This is a genomic window from Alteromonas sp. MTD1 (genome assembly GCF_042848195.1).
Taxonomy (GTDB): Bacteria; Pseudomonadota; Gammaproteobacteria; order Enterobacterales; family Alteromonadaceae; genus Alteromonas.
In genome coordinates, this window is the sequence record NZ_BTGG01000009.1 from 1 (window position 1) to 19,299 (window position 19,299).

14 protein-coding genes are annotated in these 19,299 nt (G+C 44.5%); 6 read left to right on the plus strand and 8 right to left on the minus strand.

From position 1 onward, the window contains the following. Window positions 1-189 precede the first annotated feature (189 nt). From ACGHAV_RS12875 to ACGHAV_RS12890, 4 genes are all read right to left on the minus strand, one after another. Window positions 190-1,101, minus strand: coding sequence for an alpha/beta fold hydrolase (locus tag ACGHAV_RS12875; RefSeq protein ID WP_390381299.1), 912 nt, complete (start codon window positions 1,099-1,101; stop codon window positions 190-192). A 157-nt stretch (window positions 1,102-1,258) separates the two neighbouring features. Beyond that, a complete protein-coding gene (locus ACGHAV_RS12880) occupies window positions 1,259-3,058 on the minus strand; it encodes an acyl-CoA dehydrogenase C-terminal domain-containing protein (protein WP_390381302.1) in 1,800 nt (599 codons plus the stop codon). Between the two features lie 11 nt (window positions 3,059-3,069). Then, entirely contained in the window at window positions 3,070-4,251 is a 1,182-nt protein-coding gene (locus tag ACGHAV_RS12885) for an acetyl-CoA C-acyltransferase (RefSeq protein ID WP_390381305.1), read from the minus strand. 22 nt (window positions 4,252-4,273) lie between these two features. After that, window positions 4,274-6,394 carry a 3-hydroxyacyl-CoA dehydrogenase NAD-binding domain-containing protein gene (locus ACGHAV_RS12890; protein WP_390381308.1) on the minus strand — a complete coding sequence of 707 codons (2,121 nt, stop codon included), beginning with the start codon at window positions 6,392-6,394 and terminating at the stop codon, window positions 4,274-4,276. 245 nt (window positions 6,395-6,639) lie between these two features. Between ACGHAV_RS12890 and ACGHAV_RS12895 the strand changes: the two genes are divergently transcribed. The 5 genes from ACGHAV_RS12895 (at window position 6,640) to ACGHAV_RS12915 (ending at window position 12,152) form a co-directional block, all read left to right on the plus strand. Further along, a complete protein-coding gene (locus ACGHAV_RS12895; protein WP_390381310.1) occupies window positions 6,640-7,554 on the plus strand; it encodes a haloalkane dehalogenase in 915 nt (304 codons plus the stop codon). 9 nt (window positions 7,555-7,563) lie between these two features. Further along, a complete protein-coding gene (locus tag ACGHAV_RS12900; RefSeq protein WP_390381313.1) occupies window positions 7,564-8,328 on the plus strand; it encodes an SDR family NAD(P)-dependent oxidoreductase in 765 nt (254 codons plus the stop codon). A 742-nt stretch (window positions 8,329-9,070) separates the two neighbouring features. Beyond that, window positions 9,071-9,481, plus strand: a complete 411-nt coding sequence (locus ACGHAV_RS12905) for an STAS domain-containing protein (protein ID WP_390381316.1) — start codon at window positions 9,071-9,073, stop codon at window positions 9,479-9,481. Between the two features lie 15 nt (window positions 9,482-9,496). Next, window positions 9,497-10,501, plus strand: coding sequence for an ATP-binding protein (locus ACGHAV_RS12910; RefSeq protein ID WP_390381319.1), 1,005 nt, complete (start codon window positions 9,497-9,499; stop codon window positions 10,499-10,501). Beyond that, the gene (locus ACGHAV_RS12915) at window positions 10,491-12,152 is read left to right on the plus strand and encodes an EAL domain-containing protein (protein ID WP_390381321.1); all 1,662 of its coding nucleotides are present in this window, start codon (window positions 10,491-10,493) and stop codon (window positions 12,150-12,152) included. Before ACGHAV_RS12910 ends, ACGHAV_RS12915 begins: the two co-directional genes overlap by 11 nt. A 149-nt stretch (window positions 12,153-12,301) precedes the next feature. Here ACGHAV_RS12915 and ACGHAV_RS12920 read toward each other — a convergent pair whose 3' ends face one another. The 4 genes from ACGHAV_RS12920 to ACGHAV_RS12935 are packed head-to-tail and all read right to left on the minus strand — an operon-like array spanning window position 12,302 to window position 16,293. Beyond that, window positions 12,302-13,276: an NADPH:quinone oxidoreductase family protein gene (locus ACGHAV_RS12920; protein ID WP_390381324.1), complete on the minus strand. Its 975-nt coding sequence runs from the start codon at window positions 13,274-13,276 to the stop codon at window positions 12,302-12,304. Between the two features lie 27 nt (window positions 13,277-13,303). Further along, window positions 13,304-14,359, minus strand: a complete 1,056-nt coding sequence (locus tag ACGHAV_RS12925) for a phosphotransferase family protein (protein ID WP_390381327.1) — start codon at window positions 14,357-14,359, stop codon at window positions 13,304-13,306. A 9-nt stretch (window positions 14,360-14,368) separates the two neighbouring features. Continuing rightward, window positions 14,369-15,595 carry an acyl-CoA dehydrogenase family protein gene (locus ACGHAV_RS12930; protein ID WP_390381330.1) on the minus strand — a complete coding sequence of 409 codons (1,227 nt, stop codon included), beginning with the start codon at window positions 15,593-15,595 and terminating at the stop codon, window positions 14,369-14,371. A gap of 11 nt (window positions 15,596-15,606) precedes the next feature. Then, window positions 15,607-16,293: a histidine phosphatase family protein gene (locus ACGHAV_RS12935; protein WP_390381333.1), complete on the minus strand. Its 687-nt coding sequence runs from the start codon at window positions 16,291-16,293 to the stop codon at window positions 15,607-15,609. A 383-nt stretch (window positions 16,294-16,676) separates the two neighbouring features. Here ACGHAV_RS12935 and ACGHAV_RS12940 point away from each other — a divergent pair, with 383 nt between their 5' ends. Further along, entirely contained in the window at window positions 16,677-19,250 is a 2,574-nt protein-coding gene (locus tag ACGHAV_RS12940; RefSeq protein WP_390381336.1) for a TonB-dependent receptor, read from the plus strand. Window positions 19,251-19,299 lie beyond the last annotated feature (49 nt).

The window sequence follows — 19,299 nt, forward strand, 5'->3', positions numbered from 1 at the left end:
TCTTCAAGACTCGCCTATCTCTGCAACGCTTAACGACAGAATCTAATTACTTATACGGCAAATATATTTTTAACCTGCGCTTTACTTACATAGCCAGAACAAGATAACGCAGTAGAACGATTCAACATGGTAGCGGCAGGATGCCGCTCTTGAGGCCTCTTCGGAGGCCTCTCCCTTTTCAGACGCCCCTTATTCCCTATTCCAAATAAAATCGCATATGTGCTTTGCCGCCCACGTAGCTTGCTCTCTATGGATCCAGTGCGTTGCAAGTTCGTGGCGTTTAATTGTTAGGCTGTCAACATACCGCGGTAGGCCATCTAAAATATCAACGTCAAACGCATCATCTTGCTCTCCCCACAGAACAAGTGTTGGTATCAGTATTCGTATGTTTGGCACGCGTATGCGCTTAAGCTCATGCTCATCGGCATCGGTTACAGGCACTAACTGAGGCATATTTCGGTAGTAATTCAACATAGCGCTTAAAGAGCGCTTGTTGTTCCACATAGCAAGCAAGGTATCTGCGTAACCTTTGTGCGTAGAAAATAGTAATTCTCCCAACATATTCTTTAGCAACGTAAAGTCGGTGCTTTGCAATGTTGATTGCGCATCATCATCTATCAGTTGGTGAATATATTGACTTTTTTCGCGCTGTTTACAGCTAGTCTTCAACAATTCGGTAAATGTTGAGGGATGCGCGGCATTTAATATTATTAAGTGAGAAAACAAATGAGAGTGGAAAGCGGCTAAAGGCCATGCAATTACCCCACCCCAATCGTGGCCTACAAGAACCACACGCCGTTTATTACTCACTTCCTCAATAAACGTGGCCATCCTAGCAAGCAACATAGGAACAGCGTAATCTTCCTCTTGTCCTAATGGCGCTGATTTATGATAACCAGGTAAATCAGGAGCAATCACATCAACTCCCTCTGGTAAACAAGAAATAAGGGGTTCCCAAGCGTGTGCATTTTCGGGAAAGCCATGTAGAAATAGCACCAAGGGGTTAGTACTTGTATTGTTTACACGTTCAACATTTGATAAATAATGAATGTCGTGGCCATCTACTTCCATATAATGACTACGTAGCATTTGCGTTTCCATGTAATTACTCCCTTTTAGTTACTATTTTCTACTTTCGAAAAACTTGTTTAAAGAATTGATTCTTTCCAAGGCATTTAGTTTTAAAAACAAAAAAGCCGAGCTGTTTTATAGTATTAACAGCTCGGCTTATTTACTCGTTGGTCTTTGACCTAAATACTTACTCTACAGCAAACATACTCTCTGGCATTGACATAAGGTTGTCAGCACCTGATTGCATAGCTGATACCAACGAACGCGTTCTTGTTAGAAGACGATCGAAGTAGAAACCTGTAGTAAGGATCTTACTCTTATAAAACTCTGTTTCTGTGCTACCTGCATCAAGTTGTTCTTGCGCTTTAACTGCCATTTTCAGCCAGAAATACGCTACCGACACATAACCCGAATACATAAGATAATCTACAGAGGCTGCACCAACTTCGTCAGGATTCGATGCTGCAGCTTTACCAATATCCATGGTTATTTGTTGCCATTCGTCAAGGTGTGAGCTTAGCGCATTTGTCCATGCACTGAACTGCGCGTTATCTCGCAGTGAATTACAATAGTCACGCACCTCTTGAACGAACACGTTAAGTAATTCACCGTTAGAACCCATGACTTTACGGCCTAACAAATCTACAGCCTGTATGCCTGTTGTGCCTTCATACATGGTACAGATACGTGTATCACGTGCCAGTTGCTCCATGCCCCATTCTTTTATGAAACCATGACCGCCGTATACCTGCATGCCATAACTGGTTGCTTCTTGCGCGGTTTCAGTTAAGAACGCTTTAACAATAGGCGTTAAAAACGCAAGTTTAGCTTCTGCCATCTGCTTTTCTGCAGCATCATTGCCATACAGCGTGATATCTACAAGCTGCATACAATAAGCTGCAAGCGCGCGGTTACCTTCAGCAAAAGCTTTCTGCGTTAGCAGCATACGGCGCACGTCAGGGTGGACGATAATTGGGTCAGCCGGGCCATCTGGGTTTTTACGCCCTGTTAGTGAGCGAAACTGAACGCGATCTTTCGCATAGCGAAGCGCACCTTGGAATGAAGCTTCAGAAGCCGCCAGCCCTTCAAGGCCAGTACCGATACGCGCCGTGTTCATAAAGGTAAACATGCAGTTTAGGCCACGGTTTGGAGGACCAATAAGGAAACCTTTTGCACCGTCAAAGTTGATAACGCACGTTGCGCTGGCTTTGATACCCATCTTGTGCTCGATGCTGCCGCACGCTACTGCGTTTCTGTCTTGTTTCTCGCCATCTTCACCAACGTTGAATTTTGGTACAACGAACAATGAAATACCTTTCGTGCCTTCCGGCGCATCAGGCAAACGGGCAAGAACGATATGCACAATGTTTTCAGACATATCATGCTCGCCGGCAGAGATAAAAATCTTGGTGCCCGTTAGGCTGTAGCTGCCGTCTTCTTGAGGCTCTGCTTTACATTTCAGCATGCCCAAATCTGAGCCACAGTGAGATTCTGTTAAACACATTGTGCCTGTCCATTCACCACTGATAAGCTTAGGTAAGAATTTGTTTTGCTGCTCTTCTGTACCATGAGCTTTAAGCGTTTCCATACACCCTTGGCTTAGGCCAGGATACATAGCCCATGAGTGGTTAGCGCCAGAAAACCATTCCGCAATAATTGAAGAAAGCGAGTACGGTAACGCTTGACCGCCAAAATCTTCAGGGTGCGACATGCTTGGCCACCCGCCTTCAACGTAGGTTTGGTAAGCTTCTTTGAAACCTTTTGGCGTTGTTACTTCACCGTCAACCCACTTACAGCCTTCTTCATCACCAGACGCATTGATAGGTGCCAGCGTATTCTCAGAAAACTTAGCGGCTTCAGCGAAAATGGCAGTAACCAAATCTTCTGAAGCTTCGTCAAAACCCAGTTTTTGATAGTGACTTTGATAATCGAGTAACTCATGTGTAACGAACATTGCGTCACGTTGAGGAGCTTTATAACCTTCCATACTAATACCTACTATAGAACTTCAAATAGACCAGCAGCGCCCATTCCGCCGCCGATACACATGGTGCAAACTACGTATTTTGCACCGCGTCGTTTACCTTCGATGAGTGCATGACCCACCATGCGAGCACCGCTCATGCCATAGGGGTGACCTATTGAGATAGCCCCACCATTTACATTTAATAATTCGTCTGGAATGCCCAATTTGTCGCGGCAGTACAGCACCTGTACGGCAAACGCTTCATTGAGTTCCCACAGACCAATATCGTCCATGGTCAATCCATGCTGTTTTAATAACTTAGGAATAGCGAACACTGGGCCAATACCCATTTCATCTGGCTCACAACCTGCTACTGCAATACCGCGATAAATACCAAGTGGTTGTGCACTGCCCTTTGCTGCAGATTGCTCGTCCATAATTACCGTAGCGCTAGCACCATCAGAAAGCTGACTTGCATTACCTGCTGTAATACAACCGCCCTCAATGACCGGATTAAGTGCTTGAAGCCCTTCTAAGGTTGTTTCAGGGCGATTGCCTTCGTCTTTAGAAAGCGTGACTTCGCGCTCACTGGTTTCGCCTGTTTCTTTATTGAAGATGGCCTGAGTAGCAGTGATGGGCACAATTTCATCGTCGAACTTACCCGCTTGTTGTGCTGCCGCAGTGCGCATTTGGCTTTGATAGCCGTATTCATCTTGTACGTCGCGACTGATATTGTAACGCTTGCCTACCACCTCTGCGGTTTGCAACATAGGCATGTAAATGTCTTTATGTTTCGCCACAAGCGCAGGGTCAACAGCGCGGAACATATTCATGTTTTTGTTTTGAACAAGCGAGATTGAGTCCAAGCCTCCAGCGACCATAATGTTGGTTTCGCCCGTTCGGATAGCATTAGCGGCGGTTGCAATGGCGTACATGCCTGAACTGCACTGCCTGTCCAACGTCATGCCTGCAACGGTAACAGGTAAACCGCCGGCGAGGCCTGCTAAGCGGCCAATGTTCATACCGCCGCTGCCTTGAGTTAGTGCTGCGCCCATCACCACATCGTCAATGCTGGCTGGGTCTACCCCCGCGCGCGCCACAGCATGTGAAATAGCATGCCCACCCAGCGAAGGAGCGGGTAAGTTGTTCAAAGCGCCTTTATAGGCACGGCCAATTGGCGTTCTCGCGGTACTAACAATAACTGCATCACGCATAGGTTTTATCCTTTTCGTTTGCTTAATTTTTATAGTTTTTAAAGCTGCCGCCTTCACGCGCCAGTTTCACTAGTAATTCACTTGGCTCTAGCCACATTTTGCCGTACTCACCAAGCTGATCTCGGTAAGTTGTCAGCTTGTCTAAAATGGTGCTGAGCCCTACCTCATCGGCGTATTGCATTGGACCGCCGCGATAAACAGGGAAACCATAGCCGTATACATAGATAACGTCGATATCACTCGATTTAGCAGCAATACCTTCTTCAAGTATGGCCGCACCTTCGTTAATCAGCGAGTACATAACGCGCACTAAGATTTCTTCGTCACTAATATTATCGCGCTGAGTTACGCCGAGGCGCTCTGCTTCTTGTTTTGCAATCTCAAGTACTTCTGGATCAGGAATTGGAACTCGGCTTCCCACATCGTAATTATAGGCACCGCGCCCGGTTTTCAGTCCATTGCGCCCTTTTTCTACAAGGCGGTCTGCAACCGCACCGTAGGCGGGGTCGTGAGAAATGTATTCTTGTCTAGACTGGCGCACATAGTAGCCAATATCCAAACCAGCCATATCACCCATGGTAAACGGCCCCATTGGCATGCCAAATTCGGTGAGTACTCTGTCTACCTGTTCTGGTGTGGCACCTTCTAACAGCAGTCTGTTAGCTTCGCGACCATATGGCTCTATCATACGGTTGCCCACAAAACCAAAACATACGCCCACGAGAACTGCGACTTTCTTAATTCGCTTCGCCATCTTCATACATGTCTTGATGACTTCAGGTGACGTTTTATCCGCTTTTACTACTTCTAGTAAGCGCATAACGTTTGCGGGTGAAAAGAAATGAAGGCCAATAACATCTTCGGGACGGGATGTAGCAGTCGCAATTTCGTCAATGTCTAACGTTGACGTATTTGATGCTAAAATTGCACCGGGCTTACACACTTTATCTAGTGTTGAGAAAACCGTCTTTTTAACTTCCATTTTCTCGAACACGGCTTCAATAACTAAATCAACATCAGCAAGGTCATCATAAGACGTTGTGCCTGTTAAAAGGCCCATGCGTGTTTCCACTTGCTCTTGGGTAAGCTTGCCTTTTTTCGCAGAGTTTTCGTAATTTTTGCGAATAAGCGCTAACCCTTTCTCTAACGCCTCTACTTTTAGCTCAAGCATAGTTACAGGAATGCCAGCATTAGCGAAGTTCATTGCAATACCGCCACCCATCGTACCCGCGCCAATAATGGCGACCTTTTGAATACTGCGTTCTGGTGTTGATTTATCAAAGTCGCTCACATGTCCCGCCGCACGTTCAGCGAAGAAAAAGTGCTGTTGGGCGCGTGCCTGTGGCGTATTCATACATTCCATAAACAGCTTGCCTTCATTTTTAAGGCCAGCTTCAAAATCGAGTGTGTACGCACCGTGCACTGCTTCGATACACTTAAGCGGCGCAAAGAAACCACGCGCGGCCTTCTTTGTTTGCGCAGTTACCGCATCAAACACCGCTTGAACTTCATCGGTCATCGATAGCGTGATATCGCATGTGCGTTTAATTGCATTGTCTGCTGTAAGAGATGCTAGATATGCTTTGGTGTCTTCCAATAAGTGCTCAGGTTTATCTGAGATTTTGTCAAAAACTCCAGGTAACTTCAGCACTGACGTAGGTCTTCCGCTGGCAATCATTGTTAGCGCTGTCTGTGCATCTGCCAGTCTTGGTAACCGCTGTGTACCACCTGCACCAGGCAGGATCCCTAAATTCACTTCAGGTAAACCAACCTTGTTATCTGCAAAAGTAACACGGTGATGACACGCTAGTGCAACCTCAAGCCCGCCACCGAAAGCAGGTCCTGGCAACACTGCAATAACTGGCTTGTTTGCGTTTTCAATTTTATCGAGAACTTCAGGAAGCATTGGTGATAAGTCACCGCCAGAAAATTCACTAATATCTGCACCACCTGAAAATATGGGTAAAGCAGAAGTAATTACGATTGCACTTACACTTTCATCTTTAGAGGCGTTTTCGATACCTTCAATTAGCCCAACGCGAAGCGCGCGCGAAAGAGCGTTAACGGGTGCACTTTGCATTGTAAGTGTAGCGACGCCTTGTTGAACGTCATAGGCAACTACTTGATTTTCCGTCTGTGTCATAACCATGTCCTGTTTATCACGTTAACTGGATGTTATTGCAGTGACGTTAATCATCCAAGTTTATTGGTGTTATAGACATTTATCACAATATTTAATATTGACAGCCAGCCCTTTTCAGATGGCATTTTCGCCTCAATACAGCGTGATGTATTGGTTAAGGAGGGTTTGACACCACATCAAACCAGTGTTTTTGTTAACTCGGTCATCACAATTATTTACAAAAATTTCACAATGGATAATTCACCATGCAAGTGTTGAAAACCTCGGAAAGCGCCTTTGCGAATATCACTGATTTTCCCTATACGCCTCACTATGTTCAGGTCACTGATACCATAAGCAGTGAGATAACAATGGCGTATTATCAAGCAGGACCAAAGGATGGTCACACCATTCTGCTAATGCATGGAGAGCCCACGTGGGCCTACCTGTACAGAAAGATGATACCGACATTAGTTGAAGCCGGATTCAACGTTTTGGTTCCCGATCTTATTGGGTTTGGACGTTCGGATAAATTAGAAAGACGCGAGGATTACACGTACGCTCGTCACGTTATTTGGGTGAAAGAATGGTTTAATCAGGTCGTTAAGGGGCCGGTTACGCTGTTTTGTCAAGACTGGGGCGGGCTGCTAGGGCTTAGATTAGTTGCAGATATGCCTGAACGGTTTGCTGGTGTAATGGTGTCGAACACGGGTTTACCTACCGGAGACCAGCCGCCAAGCGAAGCATTCGCTAAATGGCGTCGTTTTTCACAAGATGTGCCGGCCTTTCCAACTTCAAGCATTATTCAAGGCGCAACGGTTTCTGAATTATCGGAACATACCTTGAATGCCTACGACGCCCCCTTCCCCTCTGAAGAATACAAAGCGGGTGCGCGTATGTTTCCGTTGCTAGTCCCTGCTAGCCCAGACAGCGTTGAAGCGCAGTCAAATCGCAATGCGTGGGAAAAACTGCGGAAATTTAAAAAACCGTTTATGACTGCATTTGGTGATAGTGACCCAGTTACCGCCGGCGGTGACCGCGTGTTTCAGAAATTGGTCCCTGGCTGTGAAGGTATTGAACACGCAGTAATAAAAGACGGAGGGCACTTTATTCAAGAAGATAAAGGCGAAGAATTGGCTGCATTGTTGAAACGATTTATAGAACAAACACATAACTTATAGGAGCGCTTCATGGACGCACTTTTAGATTTTACGGGAAATACCGTTTTAATTACGGGCGCTAGCAGTGGCTTTGGGCGTCTTCTCTCAATGGGACTTGCCAGTCGTGGGGCAAAATTAGTGCTTACGGATATAGCCGAATCAGCGCTTGAAGGCACGAGAAGAGATGTAAGTGAACTGACTGATGCAGTGGCCTTGGCAGGTGATATTGCCAAAGAGTCTCTTAACAAGCAGCTAGTAGAACTGGCGTTGGAAACATTTGGTCGTTTAGATATTGCAGTGAACAACGCAGGCATTGCACATAATCCTGCGCCGGTGCACCAAATGACCGAAGAAATAATCGACACACAATTTTCCGTGAATGTTAAAGGTGTGATGTTTGGCATGAAATACCAAATTCCAGCGATGCTTGCACAAAAACACGGGCACATTTTAAATGTAAGTTCTCTTGCAGGGTTAGGCGGTGCGCCAAAAGGTGGGGCTTATGCTGCTGCAAAACATGCAGTATCGGGTATTACACGAACCGCTGCAGTGGAATATGGAAGGAAGAATGTTCGCGTAAACGCCATTTGCCCCTTCTACAGCCCAACAAACATTTTAAATATAGACGGCTACAACACACCAGAAGCAAGAGAACAGCTGGGTATGGGCAGTCCAATGAAGCGTTTAGGAGAACCGCAAGAGATTGTAAATACGATGATGTTACTGCTGTCACCAGGAAACAGCTACATGAACGGTCAAACAATTGCCGTAGATGGAGGGGTAACCGCTTGGTAGCAGGTAGCTAACATTGCGCAATCTGATTGAGTATATATTTGCATACTTAGGTATGGCCAGTATGGTTTCACTGTGCCTACCGATGCGATTTAATGGGAAAGAACAAACAAAACCGTCGTCTGGTGCGGCAACAGCGCACCTTTCGATTTTTTTTGCTTAAATGATGTAGTCGAACTTACGGAATACACAGATTTCAATGTCGAAACGTAGCAATTTCATCTTAATCACGTTGCTTATTTCCGCACTCATGCCGGCCTCTGCTTCTTGCATTAATGAGCGATTAAATCACAAAGCAAATATCGAGGCACCTAAGAACGCCCCCCTAAAACGCAATTACACATCATTGAAAAAACTGAGAAGCGGCAGCACTATAAGCGCCGATTCACTTAAAAAGATTCTCTTACACAGCCGCAAAGGCGACAACTCAGCCTCTGTCAATCTTCATTTAAGCTCACTTCCACACAAGCTCTGACAAACCCTATCAAGCTCTAACACACAAGTTAACCAGAACCGGTTCGCTCAAGTCTTACTTTACTTAATGGGTTTGAACACAAGTTTAGCTTTATACTTTTGCCTATTAAACTTTAGTATAAAATTAAACCAAATTGCGAGCATTTCCACCACACAAGTATATAGTTTAAATAGTGAGCAAATTAATTTTTGTTAACTTTATTGTGCGTAACATCACTTTGGCGCTACTTGCTTTTCCTTATCAGCTTGTGATGCCTTGAAGGACTAATTTATGGACAGTGTAGCAATTAGCAGAAAACAGATCGGTGGTGAATCACCTATTGTGGCCTCTGAACTTTTCGACCAGTGCATCTATTCTGGTTTTTTCGGCACAATTGATTCTGCACGGATGGTCGCGATTACCAGCAAAATCATACAAATGGTGGAAAGTGGAGACTTTACGGTCGCAATTATTGATCTTTCAAACGTGGATGCCATCGACTCATCAGTTGCGACTCAACTAGTTCAAGCGGCTGAAACACTTAGCCTTATCGGCGTTAAAACTATTTTTTGTGGTATACGAGGTGTCATCGCTATGACTATGGTTAAAAACGGTGTGGTGCTTGGCAATATCACTGTTAAAAAGCGTTTAAAAGAAGCTGTTCATGAAGCACTTGCTGTTCTAAATTTAACCATAGAATAATTAGGTTAATAGCTAATGTCTCTGCGCGAATTTCAGGTCGAAGACCAGGAGAAAGTTCACCTGAATTCACAGCGTGATGTAGATATGCTAAGTCAACATTGCAAGCTACTTTGCTATCACATATACAACGACGAGTTCAAAGCAAGCTGCTTTGCTACAGCAATATCAGAAATTGCTACCAATGCGCTTCGCTATGCGAGTAATACGACAGCCACTATTACCATCCTTGATAACTTAAGCGGCCTACACGTAAATATTGAAGATCACGGACCGGGTATCCCTGACCTAGCGCTGGCATTTCAAAATGGTTTTAGCACTTACAAATCTACCAGTTTGGGGTTAGGCCTAAATGCGGCTAGAAATGCGGTAGACGAGTTCGTAATAGAAAAGAATGATAGCAATGGGTTGTCAATATCAATGCTGTTTCATTCACCCCCCAAAAAACACGACATCGATATTGAAGCGATATCGTTCTCGGCCGAGGGCCAATACATAAACCATGATAGACTGCTAAGAAAGGTTTTTGACGGAAATAGTGCTATTGCAGGTATCTATTCAGTTGAAAACAAAAACATACATATTTATTTTCAGGAAGCCATTGACCAGCTTCTTCTTCAGCACTTCCGCCTTGCTTTGCCTGACTTGTTCAAAAAAATACAATCTATGAGTGAAGAAGGTGAATTTCCGCTGTGCTTATTAAAAGTAACGCCAAATACCATTGAATTTATTGGTAACAATCAAATGCAATTCTGTATTGTTCAGCCATTAGAAGATGGTACAAGCCGTATATGCCCGATAAAACAACCTGCACAAAGCCTTACCCATTTCAAACTACCTAACTCTTCGAACAGTGTTTTTGCGTTAGGCTCAAGTGGTATGTCGTTTTGTAATGAACGCATTTCCCTTTCGGTCAAAAAAGACACAACCTACACAATAGCAACGCAGCTTTTCAATCAATTTGCCAAAAGCAATCAGGATGCAACCGTTCATGTTATAAGGACAAAGTCTAATGACCAATGACTATGACCAAGTGTCTACCCTGCGAGATATGTTGTCTGGAATACTGGGTACCATTCCCTATGGCATAATGTGTGTTTCAAATCAGCTGGATATTCAGGTTATAAACCAAAAAGCATGCGAAATTCTTGGGCTAAACAAAGATGATATTGATGAATTTGTTGACCGAGATTTTGAAAATGCCTTTGTCAATGAACATAGTGTTTACGCACGTATTAACGAGGTAATGCTAAAAAACAGAAAGCAAATATTAGATTTAACTGAGATCCCTATTGGCAACCGCGTTGTCACCGTGAAGTGTAGAAGGATGCCAAAAGGTTTTCTTATTGTTCTGAGGGATATTACTCAGGAAAGTTTGCTTTTGCACAGGGCAACCCATGATTCCCTTACACAAATACACAATAGACAATTTTTAGAAGAATCAATGGAGAAGCTGCTACCTGATATGATGAAGATGCGAAAAGATGGTGTTTTCGCTTTTATTGATGTTGATAATTTCAAAGCAATAAACGATAAGTTCGGTCACAGTGTAGGCGATGAGATGCTGAAATGTATCGCTGCGCTTTTAAAAAACAGCATGCGGGGCGACGACATTGTCGCAAGGCTAAGCGGCGATGAATTTGCACTTTTCTTAAATGGATGCACATTAGCACAAGCTGAAAAGCTGCTTCTCAACATTACTAAACAAGTTGAAAAACTTGAGATATTTTCCAACGGAGCCATAGTTCGAGCAACAATTTCTATTGGCGTTACCTCTATTGAGAAGCATGAAACTGATACTTTCAGCAGCTTAATGAGTGTGGCTGATACTGCATGCCATTTGGCAAAAAATGAAGGGCGAAATACGCTCCACATCATAGAGCCAACTGGGTGTGAATTTAAAGATCATCTTGTAAATGTGAAATGGATTGATGAGATTGAAGATGCTATGTCACAAAAGCGACTTCTTCTTTACGGGCAGAAGATAAATGCAGTAGAAGGTAGCGCTAAGCCTTATTGTGAAGTGCTAGTTAGGTTGAAAAAAATGAATGGCAGCATTGTCTCACCCTCTGCTTTTATTCCACACGCAGAGCGTTACAAAATAATGCCGCTTATTGACAGGTATGTTATAGAGAGTTTGGTTCGCTCAATGGTTTGTAACATGACTTACTCTGTAAACTTATCGGGGCAAACTATTTCCGATAAATGTTTTGTACGATTCATCGAAGACATGATGAATACCTATGTATTTGACCCGAGAGCGATTACATTTGAAATTACAGAAACAACTGCAATGATGAGCATTGATGACACCATAGAGAATATCAAAACTTTACGGAGTAAGGGGTTTTCGTTCTCTCTTGACGACTTTGGAACAGGATTAGCGTCGTTTAATTATTTAAAATCGTTGCCAGTTGACACGGTGAAAATTGACGGCCTGTTCATACGGGACATTACTACTAACAATACATCTAACCAAATTGTTAAGTCGATATGTGCCATAGCACACTCACTCGGACTAAAAACAGTCGCTGAATACGTGACCAATGAGGCCGTATACAATGAAATAAAAAGCCTCAAAATAGACTATGCACAAGGCTTTTATATTCACGAACCAGAGTTACTAGGCAATATTCATGATACTGTCGACTTCACTTTAGCAAGCGTGTCTTGAAGTGCAACACTCGGCCCCTATACAACCCTCTGACCCGACACGTTTCGTGTAGTTCATTAAAAAGGCTCAGAACAAAGCCTGAACCTTTATACATTTATACATTTATACATTTATACCGTTATAAGTGCTGTTGTTTGCACCTTTCTGGTTTAAGGCACGAGTACCATTTTACCTTTTACTTCTCGGTTCATAACCTTTGCCATGGCTTTTGTGGCGTCTTTCAGTGACAGTGCTTCATCTACCACGACTTTTACTTTGCCTTGCACATACCAGGTTAATAGTTCCTGCATATTTTCGGCAAAGCCTTTAGGATCATGCTGCGTGAACGAGCCCCAAAATACGCCCATCACAGAATAGCCTTTTACTAGTGCTAAATTCACCGGAAACTTTGGAATTTCGCCACCGGCAAAACCAACCACCAACAAGCGCCCTTCCCATGCCATACTTCTACTGCAAGCATGGAATGTATCGCCACCTACGCATTCGTAAACAACATCAGCGCCTTTGCCGCCAGTCACTTCTTTAAGCGTCTCTTTCAAGTCTTTTTCTTTGTAGTTAATTAGTACGTCGGCACCGTGCTCTTTTGCCAAGGCTAATTTTTCTTCGGTAGAGCAAACTGCAATTACCTTTGCGCCCATAATTTTACCAATCTGCACGGCGGCCAACCCTGTACCACCTGCCGCACCAGTCACTACCAGTGTTTCTCCAGCCTGCAGTTTTGCGCGCTGTTTTAGCGCGTGGTGGGCCGTTGCATGAGCAGTGACCAGTGCAGCCCCTTCGTTAACGTGAATAGGGTCTGGTAACGGCATAACATGGGTTGCTGGAATTAGCGCTTTTTCTGCATAACCACCTAAATTAGATAGTGCAATAACACGCTGCCCTTTTTGGATATGGGTTACACCCTCGCCTACTTCAGCAACAGTACCTGCCACTTCATTACCTGGTACGAATGGAAAATCAGGCTGAAGCTGATATAGACCTTGAACTAATAGCCCATCTGGAAAATTCACACCGGCAGCTTCAACGTTAACGACAATGTGGCCTTTTTTTACTTCTGGGTCGGCAACGTCCTTGTATTGAAGTTCATCAATAGGGCCGAATGCTTCACACACGATTGCTTTCATAAATACTCCAAATCCTGTTCAAAAATATTAACGTTGATGAATGGTTTCATTCGCTATTTGTGCAAGAGGTCGAACCATTGCTCCTAGCTGCATGGCCTTTTCACTTGATGCGTTGCCATCGTGTGCACGTTTAACTACACCCTGCAAAATGGCAGCCAACCGGAAGAAACTAAACGCCAAGTAAAACGTCCAATTATCGATATTGCTAATACCGCGGCGCTGGCAATAAGCATCGATATACGCCTCTTCACTTGGTATACCCAATTCTTCTCTATCTAAACCACCCAGTCCGGCTGCGTGGGCAATGTCACTTGGAAGTCGCAATTGCATACATTGATATGCCAAATCGGCATAAGGGTGCCCTAGCGTTGATAATTCCCAATCAAGAACAGCAATCACCCGGGGGTTATTACTATCTGACATATCAAACATCATGTTATCTAGACGAAAATCACCATGCACCAACGATACTTGACCATCATCTTCGGGTAAATTCGCTTCTAAGTACGTTATCAGAGCTTCAATTTCTTCAATATGCTCAAGCTCAGAAGCGCGGTATTGCTTAGTCCACCGACTTAACTGACGTTCAAAGTAGCTGCCTGGCTTGCCATAGTCTGACAATCCGGCTTTTTCAATATCAACGCTATGTAGCGCAGCAAGCACGCTGTTCATCTCGTCGTACATCATACCGCGTGTTTTCGGCGACGCTATTTCAGGCAGCGCACTATTCCAATAAATCTGCCCTTCAACATAACCCATGATGTAAAACATACTGCCGATAACGCTGGTATCTTCGCAAAGATGAAATACCGTAGGCACAGGTACACTGCTGTCTTGCAGCGCACTGATAACGCGGTATTCTCTGTCTACCGCGTGGGCAGATTTTAAAAGCTTCCCAGGCGGTTGGCGGCGAAGTACAAACGTGCCGTTGTCAGTGATAAGTTTGAAGGTAGGATTAGACTGTCCACCTGCAAATTTTTCAGCAACCTCTACCGCGCCAACTTCAGGACACGCTGAAGACAGATAGTCATTCAGCGTGGTTAAATTGATGGCGTGGGGCGTGTTAGCATGATCCTGTGACACACTCACTCCTTATGCATTTTTCTCTGCAATCAAATTTCTACCAAGCTGCATCATGTGCACTTGATCTGGTCCATCTGCTAACTTGATGGTACGAGCATAGGCATACATAGCCGATAACACAAAGTCTTGGCTTGTACCTGCCGCGCCGTGCATTTGAATAGCTTCATCAATCACATTACAGGCCATCGTGGGTGCCACTATTTTTATCGCTGCAATAAGATCGCGCGATACTTTGTTGCCATACCGGTCCATTTTGTCGGCAGCTTTTAGCGTGAGTAACCGCGCCTGCTCAATATCGCAGTGCATTTTCGCAATGCTTTCACGCACCGACTGCTGCTTGCTTAGCGGCTTTCCAAAAGCCACGCGTTGCTCTACGCGTTCACACGCCATATCAAGCGCGCGCTGCGCACAGCCAATTAAACGCATGCAGTGATGAATTCTGCCAGGCCCCAAGCGACCTTGTGCAATTTCAAATCCTCGCCCTTCACCTAGCAGCAAGTTTTCAGAAGGTACACGAACATCATCAAAAACAATCTCTGCATGCCCTACTGGCTCATCGTAATAGCCCATTGCCGCCATTGGGCGAACAACCTTTACGCCAGGGGTATTCATTGGCACAAGAATTTGCGACTGCTGCTGATGGCGCGGCGCGTCAAAATCAGTTTTCCCCATCACAACCATAATTTTGCAGTTTTCATTCATGGCACCGCTGGTGTACCACTTTCGCCCGTTGATAACGTATTCGTCACCATCGCGCTTTATAGACGTTTCTATATTTGTCGCGTCACTCGATGCAACCGCAGGCTCGGTCATAGCAAACGCAGAACGAATTTCACCGTTAAGCAAAGGTTCTAACCACTGCTTCTTTTGCGCATCGTTGCCATATTTTGCGATTACTTCCATATTGCCTGTATCTGGCGCACTGCAATTGAAAATTTCGGCGCTAAATAGAACACGCCCCATTTCCTCACACAGCGGCGCATATTCAGCATTAGTTAAGCCTGCGCCATAAGGTTTATATTCTTCGGGAAGAAACAAGTTCCACAATCCTGCATCTTTCGCTTTTTGTTTGAGGGCTTGCATCATGTCAGGTGTTTTCCAACGTTCTGCATCACTTGAAGCACCGCTTTCGACTGCGTGAATATAGTCCTTTTCAATTGGGTAAACTTCTTCATTCATAAACGCACGCAGCTTATCTAGAAGTGCTTGGGTTTTTTCATTGTATTCAAAGTTCATAACTGCCCTCGTTAGCTATAAGTAATGGCGTGCAACCTGTCTAACACATCCAGGTGAGGTACGCTGTTGAAATTATTAAGATGCAAGCCTCGCGGATTAGCAAAGCATTGAGAAAAGCTGGCATTGCGAATTTGAAGGTTCATATTTATAACCGTTTCATCGCTATACCCTAGAATTTGTTTGAGCATCATGGCAATTGCACCACCGGAACTGACTACCAATACACGTTTTGCATCCGTGTGCTGTAAATGCTCTAGCATGCCGCTTACCCTTCCCTCAAACGCCTTCCAGGTTTCATCCAACAAACTATGCTCAAGTTCATCTTTTGACCACGCAAGCATCGCTTTTCGAAGTAACCGGTAATATTCAGAGGCAGGCGCTCCTTCAGGCACTTTTTGATCAGGAAAGCGCGCCAAATAAGCAGCAGCCACGGCTTGAAAATTAAACTCATTCAGTGCGCTGTTAGTTTGAACCTCAGGTAAGCAATAGGCCTCAGATTTGATGCCGTTAGCAATTCCCTCCTGAGTTTCTCTATGTCTTACCATATCGCCCATAAATACGGCATCAAACTGCGTTTCGCGTTGCTTAAAATAGTCGCCAAGCCAGAAGGCTTGTTGAGCCCCTAAATCGCTTAACTTATCGTAGTTGGCTTTTCCAAATGACGCTTGTCCGTGGCGTACCAAATATATGTCGGCCATACTGCTCTCTAATGTTATTAAGTTGTAAACTTTATCTCACCATACTAAGGAATAGAGCAATATAAGTTTAATTGATATTTTGAATGGGTATGCATCATGTGAAACTATGAGAATTGTTTGGTATGGTATAAAGCGCATGCAGTTTGAACAAAAAGTGACATGTTTGATTCATATCCATGCAACTTAGCCCCATTAGGCTTTCAAAGTAAGCAACGTGGCAATTAGCTTTTGGTCAAGGATGCGGATCAAATACGTTGCTTAAATTAATGGATGATACGCATTCGGGCACGAGAAAATCGTGATTGTATTTGCTTGAAGCATGATGCTTCTTTGGTCAGCGCTGAAACTGGATTCACGTTGCCTCGTTACATAAAAGAAAAATAATGAAGTCACCTATTAACGTAACAGACCGGACATCACACCGGCTAACACGCTTGGCCAATGCCATCACTGTTTGTCTAATATCTTCAACATTTTGCGCTAGCGCCGACGACAAACTAAATACCGAACTTGAACACATCGTTGTTCAGGCACAAAAAACAGAACAAAACCTTCAAACCGTACCCGTTGCCGTTACGGCGCTATCAGGGAAAGACCTTACAGAAACAGTAAGTCGCGACATATTCGACCTGCAAAATTACGTACCGGCATTCGCTGCCTTCCAAAGCCAAAGTGTTACCAACTCAGGCTTTTCTATTCGTGGTATTGGTACCTCTGCACAGAACTTTGGTTTTGAGTCATCGGTAGGTTTATACGTAGACGGCGTATATCGCTCTCGCCAAAATGCGCTGATTAACGACCTTGTTGATGTAGAATCGGTCGAGATATTACGTGGCCCTCAAGGCACGTTGTTCGGCAAGAATACTGCCGCGGGAGCAATGACAGTAAATTCTGTAGCACCTAGTCATGATGGTCATAATGGCTTTGCAGAAGTATTACTAGGAAACGACAATTTAGTGCGTGTAAGCGGGGCATCATCTTTTTCGGTTGTTGACGATGTACTTGCAGTGCGTTTCTCAGGGTTTAATACACAAAGCGACGGTTTTATTACTGATGAGACTTCAGGGCAAACCTTGAATAATAGAAACCGCTCAGCAATTAAAGCCCAGGCGCTATATACTCCAAACGACAAAATAAGTATGCGTTTTATTGCCGACTACGGTGAACTTAACGAGCGCTGCTGTGGCGCGCTTACTTTGCAAGACAATATTCAGGCAAATGAAATTCCTGGGAAGTTTGGTACTGATGCGCTTCTGCTTCAACCGCCTTTTAATGCGACCATTTACAATCGTTCAGACTTCTTTGACTACAGCACGTCTTTGTCTCAAACGCCAATATCTAAAATGGAAGACAAAGGTTTATCGCTTCAAATTGATGCTGAGCTCAATGATGCTTGGGATATAGTTAGCATATCTGCATACCGCGCTTTTGACAGTCTAGATACGGTAGATACCGACTTCTCTAATGCCGATTTATTAACAGCCACTAACGATGCTAAGCAACAGTCTTTCTCACAAGAGCTAAGATTGCATTACAGCAGTGATACTCTGCGAGCAATGATGGGAGCCTACTACTTCAGTCAAAACTTAGACCTTTCGTTTGATACCACTACGCAGCAAGACTTTGGTGCTTTCTTTGCTGCTGCCGCCGCAGATTTACTGCCGTTAGCAAATGCAATCGACCAGTTCAGTGCATTAACTGGAGGGTTAATTGCACCTTCAGCCGCACCGGCGCCTGCGGGGACTGCATTTGAACATAACGCGTATCAAGATCAAGACAGTATAGCGTTATTTGCGCAAGCCGACTGGTTTTTGACTGATGCATTTACGTTGACCACAGGCCTTCGCTTTACGCGAGAAAAGAAATCCATTGAGGGCGAATACTTTGAACAAGGGCCAGGCATTAATGGGCTTGAACAAGACCCGTTAAGATGGCCAAACATCAATAATGCCGCATTGGCTTTACAAGAGATTGGTGTAGCACTTCTTAATGACACCCTACCCTCTGAAGCAGCATTGGGCGCGATTGCGCCTTTTCAACAACCTGGCTGGGGTTACTTCTTTTTAGGTAGCGCTGCAGTCTTACCGAGGCCTGCATTGTCAGCTGAACTTGATGATAATCAGGTAACTGGCACGGTAAAACTAGCCTATCAGTTAAATGACACCACCCTCACTTATGTAAGCTTTGCTACAGGCTTTAAAGCTGGGGGAACAAACACAGACCGAATTCAGCCTTCCTTCGATCCTCTCTTTGACGCAGAGAAATCTCGAAGTGGTGAAATAGGCATAAAGCATGATTTTGAACAATATGATGTGCGGATAAACGCAGCAGCACACTACACACGCATTAGCGATTTTCAAGCAACAACTTTCACGGGTAGTGGTTTTAACCTTCAAAACGCCGGTGATATTGTTGTACAAGGTTTAGAAGTTGAAGCGATATGGCTGGTAACACCTAACACCGAAATTCACGTAGCCGCTGCGCGTACGCTAGCTAACTTTGATGAATTCGAACAGGGAACATGCTGGGTTGCTTATACCTGGCACACCGGTATTGACGACCCAGGTAGAGCGAACCCTACCGATCCATTTTGCTCACGCGATGGTGATCGCGTTGGTTTTGAACCGCAAAATACCTTGGCAATTATGCTGAATCAGCACTTCGATATTAGCGACTACGCGTTCACAGCCAGCGTAGACTATCAATATACTGGTGATGTTTATCTTGATGACGCAAACGACCCATACAAGTTCGAAGATGCTTACAGTGTAGTAAATGCACGACTAAGCATGTCGATACCGCAATGGGACAGTGAGATTATTGCTTGGTCACGTAACCTTTTTGACGAAGAATATGTGGCAAGAAGCGGCTTTGACGTACCAGTACAAACTGGGAAAATAATGGCATACCCCGGTGCACCGCGCAGTTTTGGTATTACATTTAGAAAGTCATTTTAAGCTGTCGACACGCTTGGAATATCAGCGCGCACTTTTAATTTAAGGGTGC

Excerpts from the sequence above, each read along its gene's own strand:
- ACGHAV_RS12875 (WP_390381299.1), bottom strand. The coding sequence starts at position 1,101 with ATGGAAACGCAAATGCTACGTAGTCATTATATGGAAGTAGATGGCCAC.
- ACGHAV_RS12880 (WP_390381302.1), bottom strand. The coding sequence starts at position 3,058 with ATGGAAGGTTATAAAGCTCCTCAACGTGACGCAATGTTCGTTACACAT.
- ACGHAV_RS12885 (WP_390381305.1), bottom strand. The coding sequence starts at position 4,251 with ATGCGTGATGCAGTTATTGTTAGTACCGCGAGAACGCCAATTGGCCGT.
- ACGHAV_RS12890 (WP_390381308.1), bottom strand. The coding sequence starts at position 6,394 with ATGACACAGACGGAAAATCAAGTAGTTGCCTATGACGTTCAACAAGGC.
- ACGHAV_RS12895 (WP_390381310.1), top strand. The coding sequence starts at position 6,640 with ATGCAAGTGTTGAAAACCTCGGAAAGCGCCTTTGCGAATATCACTGAT.
- ACGHAV_RS12900 (WP_390381313.1), top strand. The coding sequence starts at position 7,564 with ATGGACGCACTTTTAGATTTTACGGGAAATACCGTTTTAATTACGGGC.
- ACGHAV_RS12905 (WP_390381316.1), top strand. The coding sequence starts at position 9,071 with ATGGACAGTGTAGCAATTAGCAGAAAACAGATCGGTGGTGAATCACCT.
- ACGHAV_RS12910 (WP_390381319.1), top strand. The coding sequence starts at position 9,497 with ATGTCTCTGCGCGAATTTCAGGTCGAAGACCAGGAGAAAGTTCACCTG.
- ACGHAV_RS12915 (WP_390381321.1), top strand. The coding sequence starts at position 10,491 with ATGACCAATGACTATGACCAAGTGTCTACCCTGCGAGATATGTTGTCT.
- ACGHAV_RS12920 (WP_390381324.1), bottom strand. The coding sequence starts at position 13,276 with ATGAAAGCAATCGTGTGTGAAGCATTCGGCCCTATTGATGAACTTCAA.
- ACGHAV_RS12930 (WP_390381330.1), bottom strand. The coding sequence starts at position 15,595 with ATGAACTTTGAATACAATGAAAAAACCCAAGCACTTCTAGATAAGCTG.
- ACGHAV_RS12935 (WP_390381333.1), bottom strand. The coding sequence starts at position 16,293 with ATGGCCGACATATATTTGGTACGCCACGGACAAGCGTCATTTGGAAAA.
- ACGHAV_RS12940 (WP_390381336.1), top strand. The coding sequence starts at position 16,677 with ATGAAGTCACCTATTAACGTAACAGACCGGACATCACACCGGCTAACA.